Annotated in this window: 15 protein-coding genes; 4 read left to right on the forward strand and 11 right to left on the reverse strand. The window is 43.0% G+C overall.

The features are described 5' to 3' along the window. Nucleotides 1–53 precede the first annotated feature (53 nt). From G603_RS21255 to G603_RS0103435, 3 genes are read right to left on the reverse strand one after another with little or no spacing between them, the layout of a single operon-like run. Entirely contained in the window at nt 54–2,516 is a 2,463-nt protein-coding gene (locus G603_RS21255; RefSeq protein ID WP_051207408.1) for a hybrid sensor histidine kinase/response regulator, read from the reverse strand. Beyond that, entirely contained in the window at nt 2,513–5,428 is a 2,916-nt protein-coding gene (locus tag G603_RS21260; protein WP_051207410.1) for an ATP-binding response regulator, read from the reverse strand. Before G603_RS21260 ends, G603_RS21255 begins: the two co-directional genes overlap by 4 nt. A gap of 26 nt (nt 5,429–5,454) precedes the next feature. Then, complete coding sequence (locus G603_RS0103435) at nt 5,455–6,774, reverse strand: GGDEF domain-containing response regulator (RefSeq protein WP_081667446.1); 1,320 nt, start codon at nt 6,772–6,774, stop codon at nt 5,455–5,457. Between the two features lie 187 nt (nt 6,775–6,961). Between G603_RS0103435 and G603_RS19065 the strand changes: the two genes are divergently transcribed. The 3 genes from G603_RS19065 to G603_RS19070 all read left to right on the forward strand — a co-directional run bounded on the left by G603_RS19065 (nt 6,962) and on the right by G603_RS19070 (nt 9,173). Beyond that, nucleotides 6,962–7,297, forward strand: coding sequence for an Hpt domain-containing protein (locus G603_RS19065; RefSeq protein WP_051197964.1), 336 nt, complete (start codon nt 6,962–6,964; stop codon nt 7,295–7,297). A gap of 50 nt (nt 7,298–7,347) precedes the next feature. Further along, nucleotides 7,348–8,319, forward strand: a complete 972-nt coding sequence (locus G603_RS0103445; RefSeq protein ID WP_026525044.1) for a diacylglycerol/lipid kinase family protein — start codon at nt 7,348–7,350, stop codon at nt 8,317–8,319. 143 nt (nt 8,320–8,462) lie between these two features. Further along, entirely contained in the window at nt 8,463–9,173 is a 711-nt protein-coding gene (locus G603_RS19070; protein ID WP_026525045.1) for a phosphatase PAP2 family protein, read from the forward strand. A gap of 58 nt (nt 9,174–9,231) precedes the next feature. On the opposite strand, the gene G603_RS0103455 is transcribed toward G603_RS19070, so the two are convergent. From G603_RS0103455 to holA, 3 genes are read right to left on the reverse strand one after another with little or no spacing between them, the layout of a single operon-like run. Next, entirely contained in the window at nt 9,232–10,257 is a 1,026-nt protein-coding gene (locus G603_RS0103455) for a glycosyltransferase family 2 protein (protein WP_026525046.1), read from the reverse strand. A 35-nt stretch (nt 10,258–10,292) separates the two neighbouring features. Further along, a complete protein-coding gene (locus G603_RS21265; protein ID WP_051197965.1) occupies nt 10,293–10,985 on the reverse strand; it encodes a DUF1653 domain-containing protein in 693 nt (230 codons plus the stop codon). 48 nt (nt 10,986–11,033) lie between these two features. After that, a complete protein-coding gene (gene holA, locus G603_RS0103465; RefSeq protein ID WP_051197966.1) occupies nt 11,034–12,056 on the reverse strand; it encodes a DNA polymerase III subunit delta in 1,023 nt (340 codons plus the stop codon). Between the two features lie 70 nt (nt 12,057–12,126). Here holA and G603_RS0103470 point away from each other — a divergent pair, with 70 nt between their 5' ends. Next, nucleotides 12,127–12,540: an amino acid-binding protein gene (locus G603_RS0103470; protein ID WP_026525048.1), complete on the forward strand. Its 414-nt coding sequence runs from the start codon at nt 12,127–12,129 to the stop codon at nt 12,538–12,540. Between the two features lie 83 nt (nt 12,541–12,623). Here the strand turns inward: G603_RS0103470 and G603_RS0103475 are convergent, their stop codons facing one another. From G603_RS0103475 to G603_RS0103495, 5 genes are all read right to left on the reverse strand, one after another. After that, on the reverse strand, nt 12,624–12,938 hold the full coding sequence (locus tag G603_RS0103475; RefSeq protein ID WP_026525049.1) for a hypothetical protein: 315 nt from the start codon (nt 12,936–12,938) through the stop codon (nt 12,624–12,626). Nucleotides 12,939–13,079: 141 nt separating this feature from the next. Then, nucleotides 13,080–15,170 carry a glycoside hydrolase family 3 C-terminal domain-containing protein gene (locus G603_RS19080; RefSeq protein ID WP_051207412.1) on the reverse strand — a complete coding sequence of 697 codons (2,091 nt, stop codon included), beginning with the start codon at nt 15,168–15,170 and terminating at the stop codon, nt 13,080–13,082. Nucleotides 15,171–15,205: 35 nt separating this feature from the next. Beyond that, a complete protein-coding gene (locus tag G603_RS0103485) occupies nt 15,206–17,236 on the reverse strand; it encodes a beta-galactosidase (protein WP_026525050.1) in 2,031 nt (676 codons plus the stop codon). A gap of 166 nt (nt 17,237–17,402) precedes the next feature. Continuing rightward, nucleotides 17,403–17,882 carry a GNAT family N-acetyltransferase gene (locus tag G603_RS0103490; RefSeq protein WP_026525051.1) on the reverse strand — a complete coding sequence of 160 codons (480 nt, stop codon included), beginning with the start codon at nt 17,880–17,882 and terminating at the stop codon, nt 17,403–17,405. 22 nt (nt 17,883–17,904) lie between these two features. Continuing rightward, nucleotides 17,905–18,972 carry a Fic family protein gene (locus G603_RS0103495; protein ID WP_026525052.1) on the reverse strand — a complete coding sequence of 356 codons (1,068 nt, stop codon included), beginning with the start codon at nt 18,970–18,972 and terminating at the stop codon, nt 17,905–17,907. Between the last annotated feature and the right edge of the window lie 406 nt (nt 18,973–19,378).

Below are 19,378 nucleotides of genomic sequence, written 5' to 3' on the forward strand. Positions count from 1 at the left end.
TTTTTAGCTATGAGGCAGCTTTAAGAATCTTCTCCCAAACTATATATCTCTTTTTACAGGAACTCACCAAGCCTTGAAAAAATAACATCAGGCTCAACAGGTTTTGCCAAATGGGCGTTCATGCCGGCCTGAAGGCACTTCTGAACATCCTCATCAAAAGCGTTGGCGGTCAGCGCAATTATCGGTATTTTCCCTGCATCCGCTCTATCCATAGTCCTGATTACAGACGTAGCTTCAAGTCCGTCCATTTCAGGCATTCTCATATCCATAAGAATCGCATCATAATACCCTTCCGGATGACTTGCAAACATCTCTACTGCAAGCTTACCATCCTTGGCATGATCGACCTCCAGCTTTTTCATACTGAGGATCTTCATGATTATTTTGGCATTGACCTCAATGTCTTCTGCCAGAAGTATCCTCTTTCCTACAAACGAAGTCTCATCCTTTTTCTTAGCGGTTACAGTTTCCTGAGCTTTTTCTTCCTCCACCCGCTCTGAGTCTGCCAGTGTCACAGATACCACAAACTCTGTGCCCTCGTCCTTTTTACTGCTGACGGTTATCTCGCCGTTTAGCATATCAACAATATTCTTGGTAATAGCCATTCCAAGGCCTGTGCTTCCATATTTACTGGTACTGGAATCATCCTCCCGGGAAAAGGCATCAAAAATTCGCGGCAAAAAAACCTCATCAATTCCCACGCCGGTGTCTTTCATGGAAAACTTAAGAAGACTGTTGCCATTAAAATGAGTGGCTCTCATAACCGTGAAAATAACATCACCTCCGGGAGGCGTGAACTTCACGGAATTGCCCAGGATATTTATGATTATCTGCTCAAGCTTCATGGCATCGCCAATGTAATAGCGGTCAATATCGCCGATTATCTCCGACTTGTAATTAAGCCCCTTATCCCTGCACTGACTGCCTATTATGGTATCAATCTGATCAAAAAGCTTACCTAACGAAAACTCTTCATTCTTGATAGTCATCTGTCCAGATTCTATCCTGGACATATCAAGGATATCATTGATGATATTCAAAAGATGTTCCGCAGAGTCGCCTATCTGCCGGAGATAATCTCTTGTTTTATCTGAAATATCAGGGTCATCCAGCGCAATCTTATCGATACCTATAATAGCGTTCATAGGCGTTCTGATCTCATGACTCATACTGGATAAAAAAGCAGTTTTCGCTTTACTTGCCTGCTGCGCGACACTGAGAGCGTCGCTTAGAGCCTGACTATGCTCCATGGTCCTTCGCATCTCAGCATCCACATCGGTAAAGCCAACGCCAAGGGAATGAACCATGTGATCCTCTCTGTCCTCAACCCTTCTTACGCCTGCCATACGGATCATCTCATAGGATTCCCTGCCGTTTTTAATGCTGAGATACCTGTAAGCAATAAGCGACTCCTTAGTAAGTCTCTTTCTGATATTTTCAGGATCAATGAATTCCAAAAATTCATCCCTGTACTGCTCTGTCACATGCTCATGAGCATATTTTTCGAAGGTATCGCTAAAAACAAAGGTCTCTCCTTCTTTTAAGCCGTTCTCCAACCTGGAATGAGATCTGTAACAGGTACCCTTGTCCTGATCAAGATTTACATAATAAACACTCCAGTAATCGGAAGCCAGGGCCGTGATCATGTTGTTGGCCTGCCTCTGGGCATGATCCATATACTCTCTCAGGTGATCTCTGACTGAATGGATTTTTTTACCCAGCATCTGAATTTCATTCTGAGCATCACTGTCTGTCGTGCCTATTTCTCTCTTATCCTCCGAGATCGCAGCCCCGGACGAAGCAGCCAGCTCCTTTGTGATATCATCAACGTCATTAGCCAGGTCATTAAGGTCCGTCAAAAGTGTCTTGAAATATCTTCTTACATTTCTCATCACGAAGAATATTAGGAAAATACCAATGACCACAGTCAGCATAATATCTGCAAGAATAATACGGAAAAATCCCGCAATCTGCTCATCATACCAGGTGGCACTGAAATCCACCGCAACCACAACGGCCACATTTCCGTCAGAATCAAAAACAGGACTGTAAGCACTGTAAAACTTTCCCCAGTCATCCTCATAGGGATCCATATCCACGGAAGCTACGCCCTTACTTGCACTGTAAAGGGCATCCGTATAAACGATGGGTGATCCGAATTCTCCCGGATCCTCTTCTGCGGGATCAATGGAAAAAACAAATTCTTTTTCTCCAACCTGCTTAATACAATAAATGTATTTAAGCTCCATATTGTTTTGGAAAGCCCTAAGCTTATCCATCTCTCTTTCATAGGCTTCCGTCCCCTCGTCTTCAGCCTTAAAGGAACCGACAACATCTCCATCAAGCATGGACGCAGCAGTATTGGACATATCCATCATTCTGCTGTTTATAAGAGTTTTGATAGCCCTCTGGGACTGCATTGTCAGAGAGACTCCCAAAAAAACATCTGCCACAAGCAAAAATGACGATACGCCTACGATTATTTGTGTTGTAAGGCTTAGTTTCCTGGTTTTCATAAGCTGGCGTTCTCCGTTGTAAGAACCTCATTTAAAGTAGCGATCAGTTTACTTATATCGATAGGCTTGGCGATATGCCTGTTCATGCCGGCATCCCGGGCAGCCTCTATGTCCTCTTTAAAAGCATTGGCTGTCATGGCGATAATCGGAATCTCAGATATTTCCTTATCTTCCATAGCGCGAATAGCCTTCGTTGCTTCATATCCGTTCATAACAGGCATCTGCACATCCATTAAAATAGCCTGAAAATATCCTGCTTCAGAAGCCTTCACCCTGTCTACGGCTTCCGCTCCGTTTTCCGCATGCTCTACCATAAAACCGAATTTCTTAAGAATGCGACAGGCAATCTCTCTGTTTACAGGCTGATCATCCACCACCAAAAGGCGAATAGTAGTGTAGTCAAGCTTTGCCATATTAGCGGCTGCATCCTCTTCTTCCCTGATTGTTTCTTCATCCACCGTGGCAAAGCTGACTTCTACGATAAACTCCGTACCTTCACCCTTTTTGGAGTTAACAGTAATCGTGCCATCCATGAGATCCACAATACTCTTGGCAATAGCCATTCCAAGACCTGTACCCTGAATGCCCGTTACATCCTTATCTCTCTCGTATGCCACGAAAACTTTTTTTACAAACTCAGGGCTCATGCCCATTCCGGAATCCTTGACACTGATCCTGTAAAAAGCTCTGCTGGTCTCCTCCGACAGCTGCGTAAGAGTTACCCGTACACTTCCGCCCTCAGGAGTGAATTTGCAGGCATTACTAATAAGATTCAGCAGCACCCTGTTAAGTCTGTTGGAATCGCACATAACGTAGCGGTTCTTAAGGTTCACACAGAATACCGTGTAATCAATATCCTTAAGCTTCATCTGATTCGAGAAAAGATCCCTGATATCATCCATGGATTTTTGCAGGTCAGTCTCCACAATATCAAGTTCCATCCTTCCGCTCTCTATGCGACTCATATCAAGAATATCGTTCACAAGAGCAAGCAGATGCTTACTTGATGCCTCGATCTTATCAAGATACTCAATGCCCTCAGACGGCATATTTTCAACATCCCTGGCAATTTCCGTATAGCCGATAATGGCATTCATGGGCGTTCTTATGTCATGGCTCATGTTAGACAAAAACGTAGTCTTCGCCTTGCTGTTTTCCTCAGCTCTTGCCTTTTGCACTTCAAGATTCCTCTCCCTGTGCATCATGGAATTGTATATTGAAAACATGATGAAAAGCGCAACGATTATAGTTACCATCTGCAGCATACTGTTGGTCTGCATGGAATCGTTCACTCTCTCAACCTGGGATGCCATGTAATCCTCTGACTCGATTATCTCATTCAGAGTCAGCGTAACTCCGTGGTTGGACAGCTCCGTCTCATTAAAGTTATCGATATTCACCAGCACCTCTGCCGTGGTCTCCTTTGTAGCCTCGCGGAACCATAGCATAGACAGGAAAAATACCAGAAACAGCAAAGAAATCCACACTACCGTGGACCTGCCAAAGCGCCTGTTTTCATCCTTCATATACACCTGACGGAATGCCAAAAAGCCCAGCATACTCCAGATAATGAGGATCAGGTAGGATTCTGTTGCAAGCTCGCTGACAGACCAAAAGCCAGGCACAAGGAAATACATTGTATATGCCAGGGAAATAAGAAAACCTAATAATCCCGTTATTTTCATGGGAAGATAGTTTTCCTTCTTTGCCGTCCTATAAGCAGACCAGGATGTGTAAGCGTATGCCACCGTGGCGCCGATTGTATTAACATCCACGATCCAGCCGATGGCTGTTCTTCCAAAAAGCGGAATCGGAATGGATATAAGGATAAGGATTACGAATACCTTTGATGGAACGCCCCTCTCGTTTAGACCTGCGAATCTTTCTCCAACTACCCTGTCCTTTGCCATGGAATAAACCAGCCTGCTGGCAGCGATAAGATTACCCACAAGTCCAGTCATAATGCCGCATACCGCAGCGATTCCAAGGATTGCAACACCCCTGCTGCCAAGATAAGTCTTTGCTGCATAAAAAGTAGGAAGCCCCTCAATTCCTGAAAACTTACCAAGATCGTTTATATAGGCTTTCCAGCTGATATAACCCTCAGGCAGCGCAGATGCTGCAATAAGCGCAAGAAGCGAATAAGCCAAAACGCCAGAAATCAGCGATATTATTATCACGGTTATGGACTTTTTCACATCAAAACGATATTCCTCTACAGAGTGGGAAATTGATTCAAAACCCACAAAAGCCCAGGGTGCCAACAAAACTATGCTTCCAACCTGCTTTACGAAGCCTGAGTCATTTGAAAACTGCGGAGTCATACCGGCTATGCTTTTACCACCTGTTGAAAAAATATATGCAGCGCAAAATACGATACCACCAAGCAAAAGTATCGCCATGATTATCTGGACTATGGCTGAAAATCTGCCGCCGTAAATGCACACCACACCAGCAGCCACAAGGACTGCAATGCTCAAAAGTATCTCGCCAAAATAAACCTCAAAGCCGGCCACATTGTAATGAAAACCATACTGAAAAAGACTTCCGAAAAGATTTCTGAAGATAATAGGAAGAGCCGTTACATTGGCCCAGACTATCGCAATATAAACGAGCATGAGAAACCATGTGCTGATAAAACCATGGTCATAGCCCATGGTGTTTTTGGTGTAGGAATAGGTGCCGCCGCAATCAGGATAGCGCTTCATCATGTAAAAATAATTAACGCCGATAAGCAGCATAACAAGACCGCCTATGGACATGCCGATCACGGTACCCACAGGACCTGCCATGGGAAGAAATGTTGTTCCCGGCATAACAAAAGAGCCCCAGCCAACGCTGCATCCAAAAGCCAGAGCCCAGGCGCCAACAAGCGTAAGATATTGCTTTAATTTCGCATTATCATTTCCCACTTTTAGTCCCACCAACAATCATTAAGTCATGTTCCCTGAAAGCGCCCCATTTCACAGGAAAGAGTGCAAATATCGCAAAACTCCGTATCGCTCCAGTTCTTCTCTATTCTGTCTGTAACTACCTTTATGTCCTGTCTGTCTGCCTTGGTAAGAGCTATCATCACCTGATTTTTGCTGTATCTTGTTACAACATCACTCTCTCGTAATAGTCCGCTCACCATTTCAGTGAAGGCATCTGTAACTTCCTCTTCGCTTACTTCACCGTCAGCCTCTAAGGAATATAACAGCACATGGGCAGCGGTTCTGTAATTGGAAACCACTCTGTTCAAATACCTGTAAACATGCTTAAACTGCTCAGGAGTCAGAACCATGGCACCCTTCTTGGGACTTCTCTCACCCATCAGCATCATTGCAGCAGACAATCCCTTTGCATTCTCATTTGCATTCTTGGAACTATCATCTTCCTCCACGAAAATCTTGTAGCCGTGTTTTCCATGCTGTTTTACGTCATATAGAGCCTTATCCGCCTTCTTAAAAAGTGTGAGGAAATCCTTGCCATCTGCAGGTGCAAATACGCAGCCAATGGACGCCCCAAGAGGTATCGTCATATCTTCGCCCATAAGCTCCTTTGCAGAGCGCACAATCTCCTCGTTTATATAGGCTGATTTTTCCCTGATGATCTCTTCTTTGTTGATGTTTTTACAATAGATGATGAATTCGTCTCCGCCCATTCTTCCTGCAATATCCGTGGAGCGAATGGCAGAACAGAGTATCTGCGCAAAGCGGATCAGAACCTTATCACCCATGTCATGACCATAGATATCGTTAACAGGCTTGAAGCTGTCCAGATCTATCATCATCAGGGCTCCACCGGTCTTTTTACAGATTTTTTCTATCTCATCCCGGGATGCTTTTTTATTCAAAAGGCCGGTCATGGGATCTGTGCCCACTTCCTGCTTAAGTCCTTTTATCTGTTCTAAATTGGTGAAAATATTGGATATGCGCTTTAAAAGAACGTCCGCCCTGAAGGGCTTTCTGATATAATCAAGCGCACCTATTGAAAAGCCTTTGCTTTCTGTCTCACCCTTCTTATCAGCTGTCATGAACATGAAAGGAATATTTATCCCCTTTTCCTCCTGAACAATCTGACGAAGCCTGAACCCGTCTATTTCAGGCATTCGAAGATCAGACAGAACAAGGTCCGGCGATTCGCTTTCGATGATATCGATGGCTTCATGTCCTGAAGATGCACAAATTGTATTGTATTCGCTTGATAAAATGTTGTCGGTCATACGAAGAGAGACTATTTCATCATCCACAATCAAAATCGTGTGATCCTTCATCATGATCTCCTTCTACATGCGCATAAATGCTGAAAAGTAAATACAAAAAAGCCTGTGCCACTACCATAAATCGTACCATATACGTTTTGCCTAAAAAGAAAAAAACATATAAAAAAATATTAAATATCTATATTTTTTTGTATAATTATATTATGTACGGAATTTTCTAAACAGATAAGGAGAGACCGCAATGACAATAGATTCACTCAGAGCTTTTGGAGCAAATGTTGACGAAGGTTTAGAGAGATGCATGGGCATGGAGGATTTCTATATTGAGATGATCGAGCTCGGCATTTCCGATGAGCGTTTTGAGGATCTTGGAACCTGTTTACAGGAAGAAAATCTTGACGGAGCCTTCGAAGCAGTTCATGCCCTGAAAGGTGTTATAGGAAATCTTTCGCTTACACCCCTGTATGAGACTATAAATGAGCTCACAGAGCACCTTAGAAGCAGAGATAAAATGGATTATAAGCCCCTTTACGACAAGCTTATAAGTCAGAGAAAAGCCATCCAGGATCTTGGCTGAGCCCTGCTTTTATTCACACAAAATATTACTGACATAAGAAAGATAGAAAAATGTTTTATTGTATTGTTAACCCATCTGCCAGATCAGGAAATGGCAAAAATATCTACAGCAAATTCGAAGAGAGATGTAAAAGTCTCGGAATTCCCTATAAAGTAGTATTCACAAAAGGACCGGGACACGCCATGAGTGTGGTGTCCCGCCTTACATCTGATACACATCACAAGCTTGACGGCCCCTTAAACATACTTGTTATGGGCGGCGATGGCACATTAAATGAAGTTATTTCAGGAATCGCGGATTTTGATAATGTCAGAATCGGCGTTATTCCTTTGGGCTCCGGTAATGATTTTGTAAGAGACATGGGCCTTCCAAAGCGCACAGACGAGCTTCTTGAGACCATACTTAAGGGAGAAGTGGTACGTCAGATAGATGTGGGTAATGTTCACTACAACAATATGACAAAGACCTTCTCAAGGCTCCATGATGATAGAATCGCTGAGGACAGACGCTTTGATGTAAGCTGCGGAATAGGCTTTGATGCCGCTGTATGCGAGGAAGCCCTCTCCTCCGGCACCAAGAATTTCCTTAACAAAATCGGTCTTGGCAAACTGACCTACGGCTCCATAGCAGTGAGACAGATTGTCAACGCCATGCAGCCTGCCTGCGACATAGAAACAGATGATGGCACCAAGGTTCACATCAACCACTTCATATTCGCTGCTGCCATGATCCATCACTATGAGGGAGGCGGTTTTAATTTCGCTCCCGACGCAGACCTCTCAGATGGCTATTTTGAGCTGGTTGCCGCCGGTGATATCAGCATGGCCCAGACCTTTAAGGTGCTTCCCATGGCCTACATCGGTAAACACTACGGCCAGAAGGGCATCCACCACATTAAAGCCAAGGAAATCAGGATAAAGACTGAGCTTCCCCTGTGGGTACACACAGACGGCGAGGTACTTCTTAAGTCCAGCGACATAACACTTACCTGCCATCAGAAAAAACTGAGTATGCTCATGTAAAATATAGTAAAAACGCCCTATTATTTATAATTATTTAATGATTTTTAGTCACTTTTATGTTTGAAAAATCCTCAGCTTTGTTCTATATTACTTCATAAAGGTAACATTTTGTAATATCTATACTTAATAAGGTGTTTTTTTAAATGAAAAAAAGTTTATCGAAGTACTTTGACAAGCCTTGGACCAAAGAGCGTCAGCTTGAAACTATCAAATGTACGATATTCGTTCTCATATATGCGGTTATTTATTTTGTCTGGTTCTTCCATTTGGAGAACACAAATGCAGTACACTACACAGAGATACATGCAGCACTTGATGACAAAATTCCGTTTTTAGAGATTTTTATAATTCCATATCTTGGTTGGTTTGCATATTGTGCCATATTCTTCGTAATGTTCCTGCTTATGTATGACATGGAAGATTTCTTCAAGAATGCAGCATTCCTCTTTACCGGAATGACAGCCTTTTTGATAATCTCATCATTATGGCCCAATATTCAGTATTTAAGACCTGTGGTAATGCCCAGAGATAACGTGTTTACAGCTATGATCTCTCATCTGTATATGACAGATACACCCACTAATCTCTGGCCCAGCATCCATGTGTACAATGCCATTGGAACACATATCGCGGTTGCTAATTCAAGCAGATATGGCAAAGGCATTAAGCGTTTCTCACTGGTATTTAGTATTCTGATCGTGCTCTCTACAATGTTTATCAAGCAGCACTCAGTAATCGATGTACTTGGCGGAGTCCTCTTTGCAATCGTTATGAACCTTGTGGTTTATAAGAGCGAGCTTATCGTTAACGCATACGCCCGTCATGAAGCTAAGCTTAAGACCTACAGAATGTAACAAAAAATTAACGCCGGCAGTTAAATGCCGGCGTTTTCATATTAATCTTTTCTTTTTATCAGTTGAAGTTATACAGTCTCTGAGCAAGCTTGTAACCTGCAAGAGTGATCTTCCTTCCGCCCTTACCCGGCAGATAAACGAATACACCCTCGATTCTGTATCTGAGCTTGCAGTAAAGAAGCAGGCTCTTTTTCTTGATATAATTCATGAGTTCTTTTCTCTTCTCGAGATTCTCACTGGTTCCCGAAGCAAGCATAAGTATGGTGGAGATCGCAGTAATGATCTCAAGATAGTTGAACATGTAATGATGACGTTTCCTGTTGGACTTGATCATTCCGATGTTCTCAACATAGTAGTCAACCATGAGCTTATTTACACGGATCTGCTGATCAATTCGAGAGATCATGATCTGCTGATTAACGGACTGATCTGATCTTCCGATGTAGTAATAGTAGAAGTTCACATCCAGATAGTACATGGTCTTAACAAAAGGAAGCGGATTAAATACATAGATGTTATCTACATAGAAGCAGTGCTCAGGGAGCTTAAGTCCGCAGTCCTTAAGAAGCTTTGTTCTGAAAATAACGGAATGCATAAGAAGATAATGTCCGATGGAAACCCTCTTTACATCATCCCAGGTGAAAAGCTCCTCGATAGGGAACATTCGGTTATATCTCATAACCTTGTGTCTCTGCTCGCCCTCTTTGTTATATACGAAATTGCTGATAAGAAGATCCAGTCTGTCATTACCGCCCACGAACTCCTCAAGGGTAGTAAGAATTTTCCTGTATGCGATCTCCTTTACCCAGTCATCACTGTCAACAACCTTAAAATACAAGCCTGTAGCATTCTCAAGTCCTGCGTTTACAGCTGAGCCGTGGCCGCCGTTGGGCTTGTGAATAGCCTTACAGATAGTAGGATATTTCTCGGCATATTCATCTGCTATCTTGGCAGTATCATCCTTTGAACCATCATCTACTATCAGAATCTCAACATCCTCTCCTCCAACAAGAAGGGACTCAATGCACTTCCTCATATAATCCTGCGAATTGTAACAAGGAATTGCAATACTAAGTAACTTCATCTTCTCCCATATCTCCTTATAAAAATTTCTCTATATTAACTGCGAAGTCTTGATACTTCAAATCTCTGCTTCGTAAGAAGGCACTCTCTAAGCTCGGCGCATCTCTCATCGGGATCATCCCCGGGGATCTCGGTGTCAATCGCCATAGCCATCACATCTATCATCTCGTTTGTGACAACGGGTCTTAAGAGGTTCAGCACTTCAAGTCTTGCAGCACATGTATCAGCGTCAAGGAAACGAACCACAAGAGGATTCATGCCAAAATCCTCAGCCTCTTCCTCAATGGTGCGATTCATGTAATTACTGTTAACAGCACCTTCATCGGGAGTAACCACGTTAGACTTCTTTTCAGGTTCTTCTTTTTTGCCCCAATCTATGAGACTCTTTTTCTCGGGCTCTTCCTTCTTTTCGGGAACGATCGCTTTGGCTTCCTCCTTCTTCACAGGCGCAGCCTTCTTCTCCTCCACATGATCCATGGTATCTGCGGTGTCGTCATGTCCCGGTGTAAAAAGCTCGAAACGCATTCTCTGATCTGCGTTTGGATATTTCTCGTGATCCACCTCTGAAACAAACTCTGAAAGAGGACGGGAATAAACCGTAAACTCTCCGTATAAAGCCTGATAGATTACGTACTCCTCACCGGTATCAGCATCCCTTGCGATGGTGATAACCTGATATTTCCCACCCTTAAAGTGTCTGTATAATTCCTGTGGTAATGGTTTTCTCATAAGTCCATTATTCCCCCTTTGCAATTAGCATTATACCATATAAACCGATTACTCTGTTCTCGATGATGCCTTAATAATGATCATCTCGATACTTATTGTATGGTCAAGTTTTCCTGATTTAACTGCTGCGTCGCTCTCAAGGCACATATCAAGAGAAGCCTTGATGCCGTCTCTCGTATAGCCCTTTACCCAGCCTATATATTTGGAAGCTATAAAAGGCGGCAAGGACAGCGCCGATGCTATGGCATTCTGCGGGCGTCCCATCTCCGTCATCTCTTTTGTAATAAGAAGCAGATTAAACTGTCTCGAAATCAGCGCCAGAATCTGCTCAGGAGCTGTCTTTAATGCGATCAGCTCGTAGTAGATATCCATGGCCTTTTTCTGGTTCTTCTGAACGATGGCATCCGTCATCTCGAATATCCTGCTGGTAAGCCAGTTAGCGCAGATAGCATCAATATCCGCCTCTGTGACCTCGTCCCTGTCAATGCAATAGCAGATAAGCTTCTCCATCTCGTTGGCCATATTGGACATATCGGTGCCCACGCGATTTATAAAATATGCGATAGCTCTTGGAGAGATTCGTTTTTTCTCTGCACCGAGTCTTGATACGATCCAGCGACCAAGCATCTGCTCGTCAGGAGTATCGCAGCTTATATCAAGGCCGATCTTATGGACTGCCTTGTACATATCTTTTCTCTTATCAACAGCTGATTCCACAAAGAGAAAAACTGTGGTCTCTGATGGGCTTTTCAGATAGTCGGCAAGCTCAGGGCATCCGCTTTTGAAAAAGCCACTGTTTTCAATAATTATAACTCTTCTCTCTGCAAAAAAAGGAAGGGTCTCTGCCATATCGATTATCTCAAGAGGATTAAGATTGGCGCCTTCGTAATGCTGAAGGTTCATCTTATCTCCGCCGCCAAGCAGCGCCTTTTCAAGCTTGTCCCTGTTCTGGAGCCTTAGATAAGCCTCATCTCCGTAAATCAGATAGCAGGGCTTAAAGCTTCCGTTTGCTATATCTTCATTAATCTGTCTTTGCTTTACGGGATAATCCGTCGTCTTCTTTGCAGCCATACTATAATCCTAATACCCTTGCTTCATTCTTACAACATGTTGTATTATAACATATCGGGAGGGTAAAAAAATGCTGAAACAGGTTTCTATTTATGCTGAAAACAAAAAAGGATGCTTCAAGACAATTACCGGTATCCTTAGAGAAAATGACATTAACATCTTAGGATCCGTTACCAATGATACAGCCGAGTTCGGAATCATTCGTATGGTAGTATCCGATCCCTATCGCTGCGTTGAGGTTCTCAAAGCCGCAGATTTTATCTGTAAGACCACTTCTGTTCTTGCTATTGAGTGCCCTGATGAAGTCGGTGCCTTTGACAAGATACTTAATTCTCTTTACGAGAGCAATATCAACGTAAATTACACATATCTGTCATTCAACCGCGAATCCGGTCTTCCTATTATGGTAATGCATACCGATGATGTCCACGCAGTTGAGAACATCCTTATCAATAAAGGTTATAACTGCATTGGTGAGAATTAAAAGGAAATATATAAGATAAAATTTAATTGATTTAAAGAAAAAACGCGAGCTCCCCAGCCCGCGTTTTTAGTTAGATAATATATTTAATTTTCATACCCGCTTTTTCCTGCTGCAATCAATCCGACTGCAAAAATCAAACAGATGGCAATTTCTACACAAATGATAAATTTATCATTATCGTCTCGCTGAGCTCCAAGTACCTCCGCATCCTCCTCCGAATTTTCAGAAGCAGAAGCATCCGCATCAGCGGTGGACTCATCATCGAGTTCCTCATATCTATTTGAATCTTCTGCAATCACCTCTGTATCCGCTGTAGCAGCATATACATTGTAATGCATATTCCCAGCGCCCAGCAGAATCATGACCAGAAGGATCATACCTGCGATAAAGCGTTTCATCTTAATCCACAAGTCCTTTCAATTATGTATTTTTATACCCTTATTATATAATATGGTTCACCTTTCGTTACTACGAAAAGTGAACCATTTTGTTCAAAACTCGTACTTGACAAAGTGCAAATTTTGCTGTATAGGATTCGATTATTTTACCTCTTGAAGATCAAGTGCATTAGTTCCAACTGCATATTTTCCTATTCCTGTGCTGTCAGAAACAGGGATTTCCACTGTAATTGACGAATTTGACTTAAGATATGTCTTTTCAAATCCAACGAGACTAAGATACGGCATCTGCTCATCGGGAAGTCTGTAGACCTGAATAAGCTCAGATCCGTCAATATCGCTCTTGTTTGTAAGAGTCAGCTTTACAATATGTCTTCCGGTATTATATGAAATATCGGAAATCTCAAACTCCGAATAGGATAGTCCATAGCCGAAGGGGAACTGTACGGGGATATTCTCCTTGCAGGTATGTCTGTAGCCTATGAAAAATCCTTCTCTGTAATGAACAAGCTCCTTATCGCCAAAGTCTCCAACAGATATTCCGGAGCAGTCCTCCTTCTTGCAATAGAAGGTCTCAGGAAGATGTCCGCTGGGTGATATATCACCTAAAATAACTTCAGCAAGAGCATTTCCGCCCTCCATACCGTTGTAGTACATATAAAGAAGTGCTTTACATTTTGAAAGCCATCTTGTCATATCGACGCATCCGCCGCCGACCATAACAACAACAGTGTCAGGACGCTTTTCAAGAAGCGCTTCCAAAAGTTCATTCTGCTCGTAGGGAAGATCCAAGTCTGCTCTGTCAACGCCCTCAGAATCAATATCATGATTCAGACCGCCCACAAAAATTACATGGTCATAATCTTCGCAAACATCTAGAACTTCATTGCGAAGCTTCTCTCTGTAGGCCTTGAGCTCTGCATCTGCTTTTTCCTTATCAGCTGTGCTGCCGCCGGAATTCTGAAGGCTGAGTGCCTGCCAGTTGGTGCCGCCTGCTTCCATTTCTACATTTAATGCGCTTGCATAGCCTCTCAGATAGTCGAACTTTGTGCTGCCTCCGACTCTTGCCTTTAATCCCATGAGAGGAGTTATCTCGTAGAGTGCCTTGATCTCAGCACTTCCTCCTGCATTGGAATGAGTGCGGTTAGCATTCTCGCCCACAACAAGTATCTTTTTATCCTTGATCAAAGGTCTGATGAGAGGAAGAGTATTGTCCTCATTTTTCAAAAGAACAACGCTCTCTCTTGCTATATCAAGCACATCCGCCCTTGCGGCAAAGCTGTTGTATGGAGCATCCTTTCTTATAAGTCTGTCCTCATCAAGCATGTTAAGGCGCAGCATCAGAATAAGGATATGTATTACCTTCTCATCAATAAGAGCTTCATCAATCTCGCCATCCTCAACCATCTTCTTAAGAGGATTAGCGAATTTGTATTCATCAAAATTATCCCTTACTGACATCTCACAGTCTATTGCTGCTTCTGCTGCCTTTTTTGTATCGTTGACAGCGCCCCAGTCAGATACCACAAAGCCCTCATAACCCCACTTTTCACGGAGGGTCTCGTTAAGCAGGAACTTACTCTCACTGCAAAGTTCGCCCTTTATTCTGTTGTAGGCACTCATCACACTGTAGGGATTTGCTGCATCGATGACATCCTTGAAAACCTTGAGATAAAGGTCATTTAAAACATCATCATCTATCTCTTCATCCACGCCAAGTCTTCCGCTCTCCTGATTATTCAGGGCAAAATGCTTAAGACATGCAGCAACGTCCCACTGCTGAATACCCTTTACATACTCAGAAGCAAGCTGCGATGTAAGGAACGGATCCTCACTGTAATACTCGAAATTTCTTCCGCAAAGAGGTGTCCTCTTCAAATTTATACCGGGAGCAAGGATTACATCCTTTCCTCTGCCCCTTGCTTCGGAACCAAGAACACTTCCTGCTCTCTCTGAAAGCTTTCTGTTCCAGGTAGCTGCGATGGCACTGTTGCAGGGAATGTAGGTAACATAGTCATCCGAATTGCCAACAGGTATCCACTGGCTCGGCTGAAAATCCGCGCGAACGCCGCAGGGACCATCCGACATTGTAAGAGGCGGAATGCCAAGGCGCTCTACTCCCTTTGTTCTAAAGAGCTCGTTGCCGTGGATCATTCCGATCTTTTCATCAAGTGTCAGCTCTTCAAGTATCTCTTCTGCTCTAAAACGCAGTGTCTGTATGCTGCCCTCCATAAATCTCCAATCTGCTGAACATGCATCAGCTGCACTTACTTCATAATCTTTATGATATGCACATCCTTAGGCGCGATCTTGTGCATACCTGCGCCAAATTCTATGCCATTAATTATTTCCATGCCCTCGTCGTGAAGCTCGTAGATACCCTCTGAATCGCCGTGATTCAGAATATAAATGACGATTGCGGTATCATCCTCTCTGCTGGTAACCTCTACGCCCTCTGATGCGTACATAAGTGAATGCACACCGGAGGAAGCAAGGACATCTGATAAAAATGCCGCTCTAAAGCTCTCATCTGATGAGGTTGCAATATAGTAGGCTTTTCCTTTTCCGAACTTATTACTGGTGACAACAGGCATTCCGTGATAGAAATCCTCCAGATATCCGTAGTCATCCTTCATCTTAGCGGTCTCCAGATGTATTAGATCACAGAGGATTCTTGCGGGATAACGCTGTCCGTGATAACTGAAGCTGTTGCACTTATCAGGTCCAAAGGAATCCGTCTCCTCTACCCAGATACCCAGAATATCGCGAAGCTTGCCGGGATAACCGCCTGTTATTACCAGGTCATTTTCCTGAACATAGCCGCTGAAAAATCCTGTCACGAAGGTTCCGCCGTTTTCCACAAAGCTTCTGATCCTCTCGTCAAGATCGCCCTTAACCATGTAAAGAACAGGTGCAATAACAACTCTGTATTTACTAAAGTCAGCATCCTGACCGATGATGTCCACATTGACATTCATGTTCCTGAGAGACTCGTAGTAATCACCAACCAGCTCTCTGTAAGCCAGGTCTTTGCTGGGGCCTGCAGAATACTCAACTGCCCACCAGTTATCCCAGTCAAACATGATCGCCACATCAGAATGAGTCCTCATGCCGATGGTGGCATTACCTATATCACGAAGCTCTTTTCCAAGAGCAGTTATCTCTCTGAAAACTCTGGTGTTCCCTGTTCCCACATGATCTATTACCGCGCCGTGATATTTCTCGCAGGCTCCGATACTTCTTCTCATTTGGAAAAAGAGAACACTGTCGGCACCATGTGCCATAGCCTGATAGCTCCAAAGTCTCATTACACCCGGTCTCTTAAGGGCATTGTAGGGCTGCCAGTTAGTTACGCTGGGAGTCTGCTCCATAAGTGCGAAAGGCGCACCGTCTCCGCAGCCTCTCATAAGATCGTGGCTCATGGCAATTCTTGCAGGTGAATCCGAAGGTCCGGGGTAATTGTCCCAGGATACGAAATCCATCTCTTTTGCCCACTTCTGATAATCAAGGGGCTTAAAGAATGCCATGAGATTGGTGGTTACGTTGGCATCGGGAATGATCTCCTTGATGGCATCTCTCTCAAGCTTGTAGCAATCAAGGATAGCATCAGACATAAATCTCTTGTAATCGATGGAGATTCCCTGAAAATCAGTGTGTGCTCTTCCCATGAATTCGAACTCCTCAGAGAGCTCGTTGGGCGCAACAATCTCATCAAAGTCATAGAAGGTATGTCCCCAGAATGAGGTATTCCATGCTTTGTTCACATCATAGATAGTCTTATATCTGTCGGAAACCCAGTTCCTGAACGCATTCTCACAGTTCTCGCAATAGCACTCGCCGCCGAACTCGTTTGAGATATGCCACGCTATTATATTTCTCTGATGCTGATAGTGCTCAGCAAGCTTGGTTGCCAGCCTATGCGCATACTTTTTATATGTGGGACTTGAAGGACACGAATTGTGGCGACCGCCGAACTTACGCTTTCTGCCCTTATAATCGACTCTAAGAATATCAGGGTGTCTCTTAGCCATCCACGCGGGATGTGCTCCTGTAGACGTAGCCATGATAATATTCATATCATTTTCAGTGACAAGCTTAACTATCTTATCCAGCTTGTCGAAGTTGTACTCATCCTCTGAAGGCTGCAGAGCTGCCCATGAAAAAACGTTCAGCGTAACGGTATCAATACCCGCCTGCTTGAACAGCTTCATGTCCTCCTCCCAAACATCCTCCGGCCACTGCTCCGGATTGTAGTCACCTCCATAAGGAATTTTGTTTATTTTTTCGTTCCAGCTCATGCCCCCTCCTTGTTTTGCGTATAGCCCATTTTGTTATATTTTATCACAGCTGCGGGGTATTGAGAGGGCATTAAATCCTTAATTTTCAATAAAAACCATTATTTTTGCAGGATTTAACTGTTCTGACCGTTGTAGTGAGGAAGCCTTGTCAGTACAAAGAAGGTTATTACAGTTCCTTTTCGTAGCAAAGAAAATCCTGATCGTACATGAAGCATTCCCCCACCACGTTAAAGCCAAAGTGGGAATAGCACGAAATGGCTTTTTTATTTTCTTTGTTTACAAGGAAATGAATACTCTTGTAACCGCGCTCCTTAAGAGTTTTCATGCCATGGGCGATGAGCTGTCTGCCGATACCCTTACTTTGAAGCGATGGGGAAACCGCAACCCTTGCAAGCTCTCCGCCGGGGAATATGCTCTTATCCCAGCAGTCAAGGCTGTCCACAGCTTCATCCTCTTCAAGTGATATTGCAGCTACGACCTTTTCATTTTCTTTTACTACGAATAAAGCATCTCGGGACAGGTCGAAGTCAATGGTCTCATCTGATGGATAATCCTCATCCCAAAAACAAAACTCCCTGCCCTTTTGCTCATTGTATAAATCCATTACCTGTTTTCTGTCATTCTCAGTAGCTAAAACTATTTCCAAAACTTTTCCCCATTTCTAAATTCTATATGTTCTGGATAATCCACTCTCCCTTTTTGTTGGATCCAATTCGCCTGATGATATTTCTATCAGCCAGTTCTCCAAGCTTCCTTTTTACTGTAGAATCAGAACAGTCTAATAATTCAGCCATTTTGCCCCTTGTAATGCCTGGATTATCTCTGAGAATTTCAAGTATTTGTTTAGATTTTTCATCTATATCCAGTGATTTTATTGGGTCATTTATTGGGTCATTTATCGGGTCATCGTGACCCAATAAAAATTTTCCGCTAATATGCATTTCTCTGTTATGAAGCTCATTTTTCTCATTTAACAACAGATTTCTGAAGAATTTCTCAAGAAACTCAGTGGTTTCGTATATACCTTTTTGGATGTTATTGTAATTAGCACGTACCAACGCATTTCTGAAATACCATGAATTCTCTGCAAATAAATCATTATCAGCTTCAAAACCAAGTTGGCGCAAATACTTAATGAAAAATACCGCTGTTGTCCTGGTATTTCCTTCTCCAAATACATGGATCTGCCAGAGCCTTGATACAAATACTGCCAGATGATGTATGACCTCTGTCATAGTTAGTCCATTATAGCGGAAATCTCTCTCCTGCCCCAAATCATAATCTAGTGTTGCCCGAAGATTCGAAGCTCCACCATAAGAAACACTATCTCCATCAAGAACCCATTCTTTCTTTGAGATATTATAATCCCTCAGTTTTCCGGCATGAGAGTATATCCCCTGAAACAGCTCTTTATGAATTGATAGATATTCCGCAGGTGAAAAAACAAAAGCATTGGATGAAAGGAGCTTTGCAATTCTGGCTGAAACTTTATCGGCTTCCTCTGTACCATGCTCAACATGACCCTCTTTACTCTCATAGTAGCTGTTAATAAGCTCTCCTGCTTCGTCAACTGAGATTTCGCCATCAATATTCTTCTTGGCAGTCTCATACAAATATTCTGATGGTTTCAATCCATCAACATCTTGCAAGCCAATAGCTGCAGACCACGCCTGCCCAAGCTCCTTGCGAGTCGGAGGTAAATTTTTTATATATTCGTCAAATGGATCTTTTTTAATATCCTTCAACTTATTCTCCCTCTGAAAAATCATCTTCTCTTCTGTATTTCAAAACTTCTTTCTTAACAATTCCTTACTATTTTATCATATTCACAGAATAAATATGCGTTCTTCCCTGTCTTTAGCTAGAGGTCAAATATTGTTTTCCCCGATTTCCCAGAACTTTTTCACAATTTCATCACATAACTTTAAAGTTCAATAAAGTTCGCGAATTATTATAAATACATCAAGAGGCACACAAGACCTCTTGCCCCCTATCTACGATCCGCTAGCGGACGTAGAACACTCATCCCCCAAGGATGAACACCCCTCATGACACTTTTCTTCATAACACTGGCCGGTAACCCTTATAAAGAACTACCGGCATCCCTCATTTTTATCATTTACAGGTTAGAAAAAATCACTT

Origin of the sequence: Butyrivibrio sp. AE3006 (assembly GCF_000424165.1) — a bacterium.
In the GTDB taxonomy this organism is placed as follows: Bacteria; Bacillota; Clostridia; order Lachnospirales; family Lachnospiraceae; genus Butyrivibrio.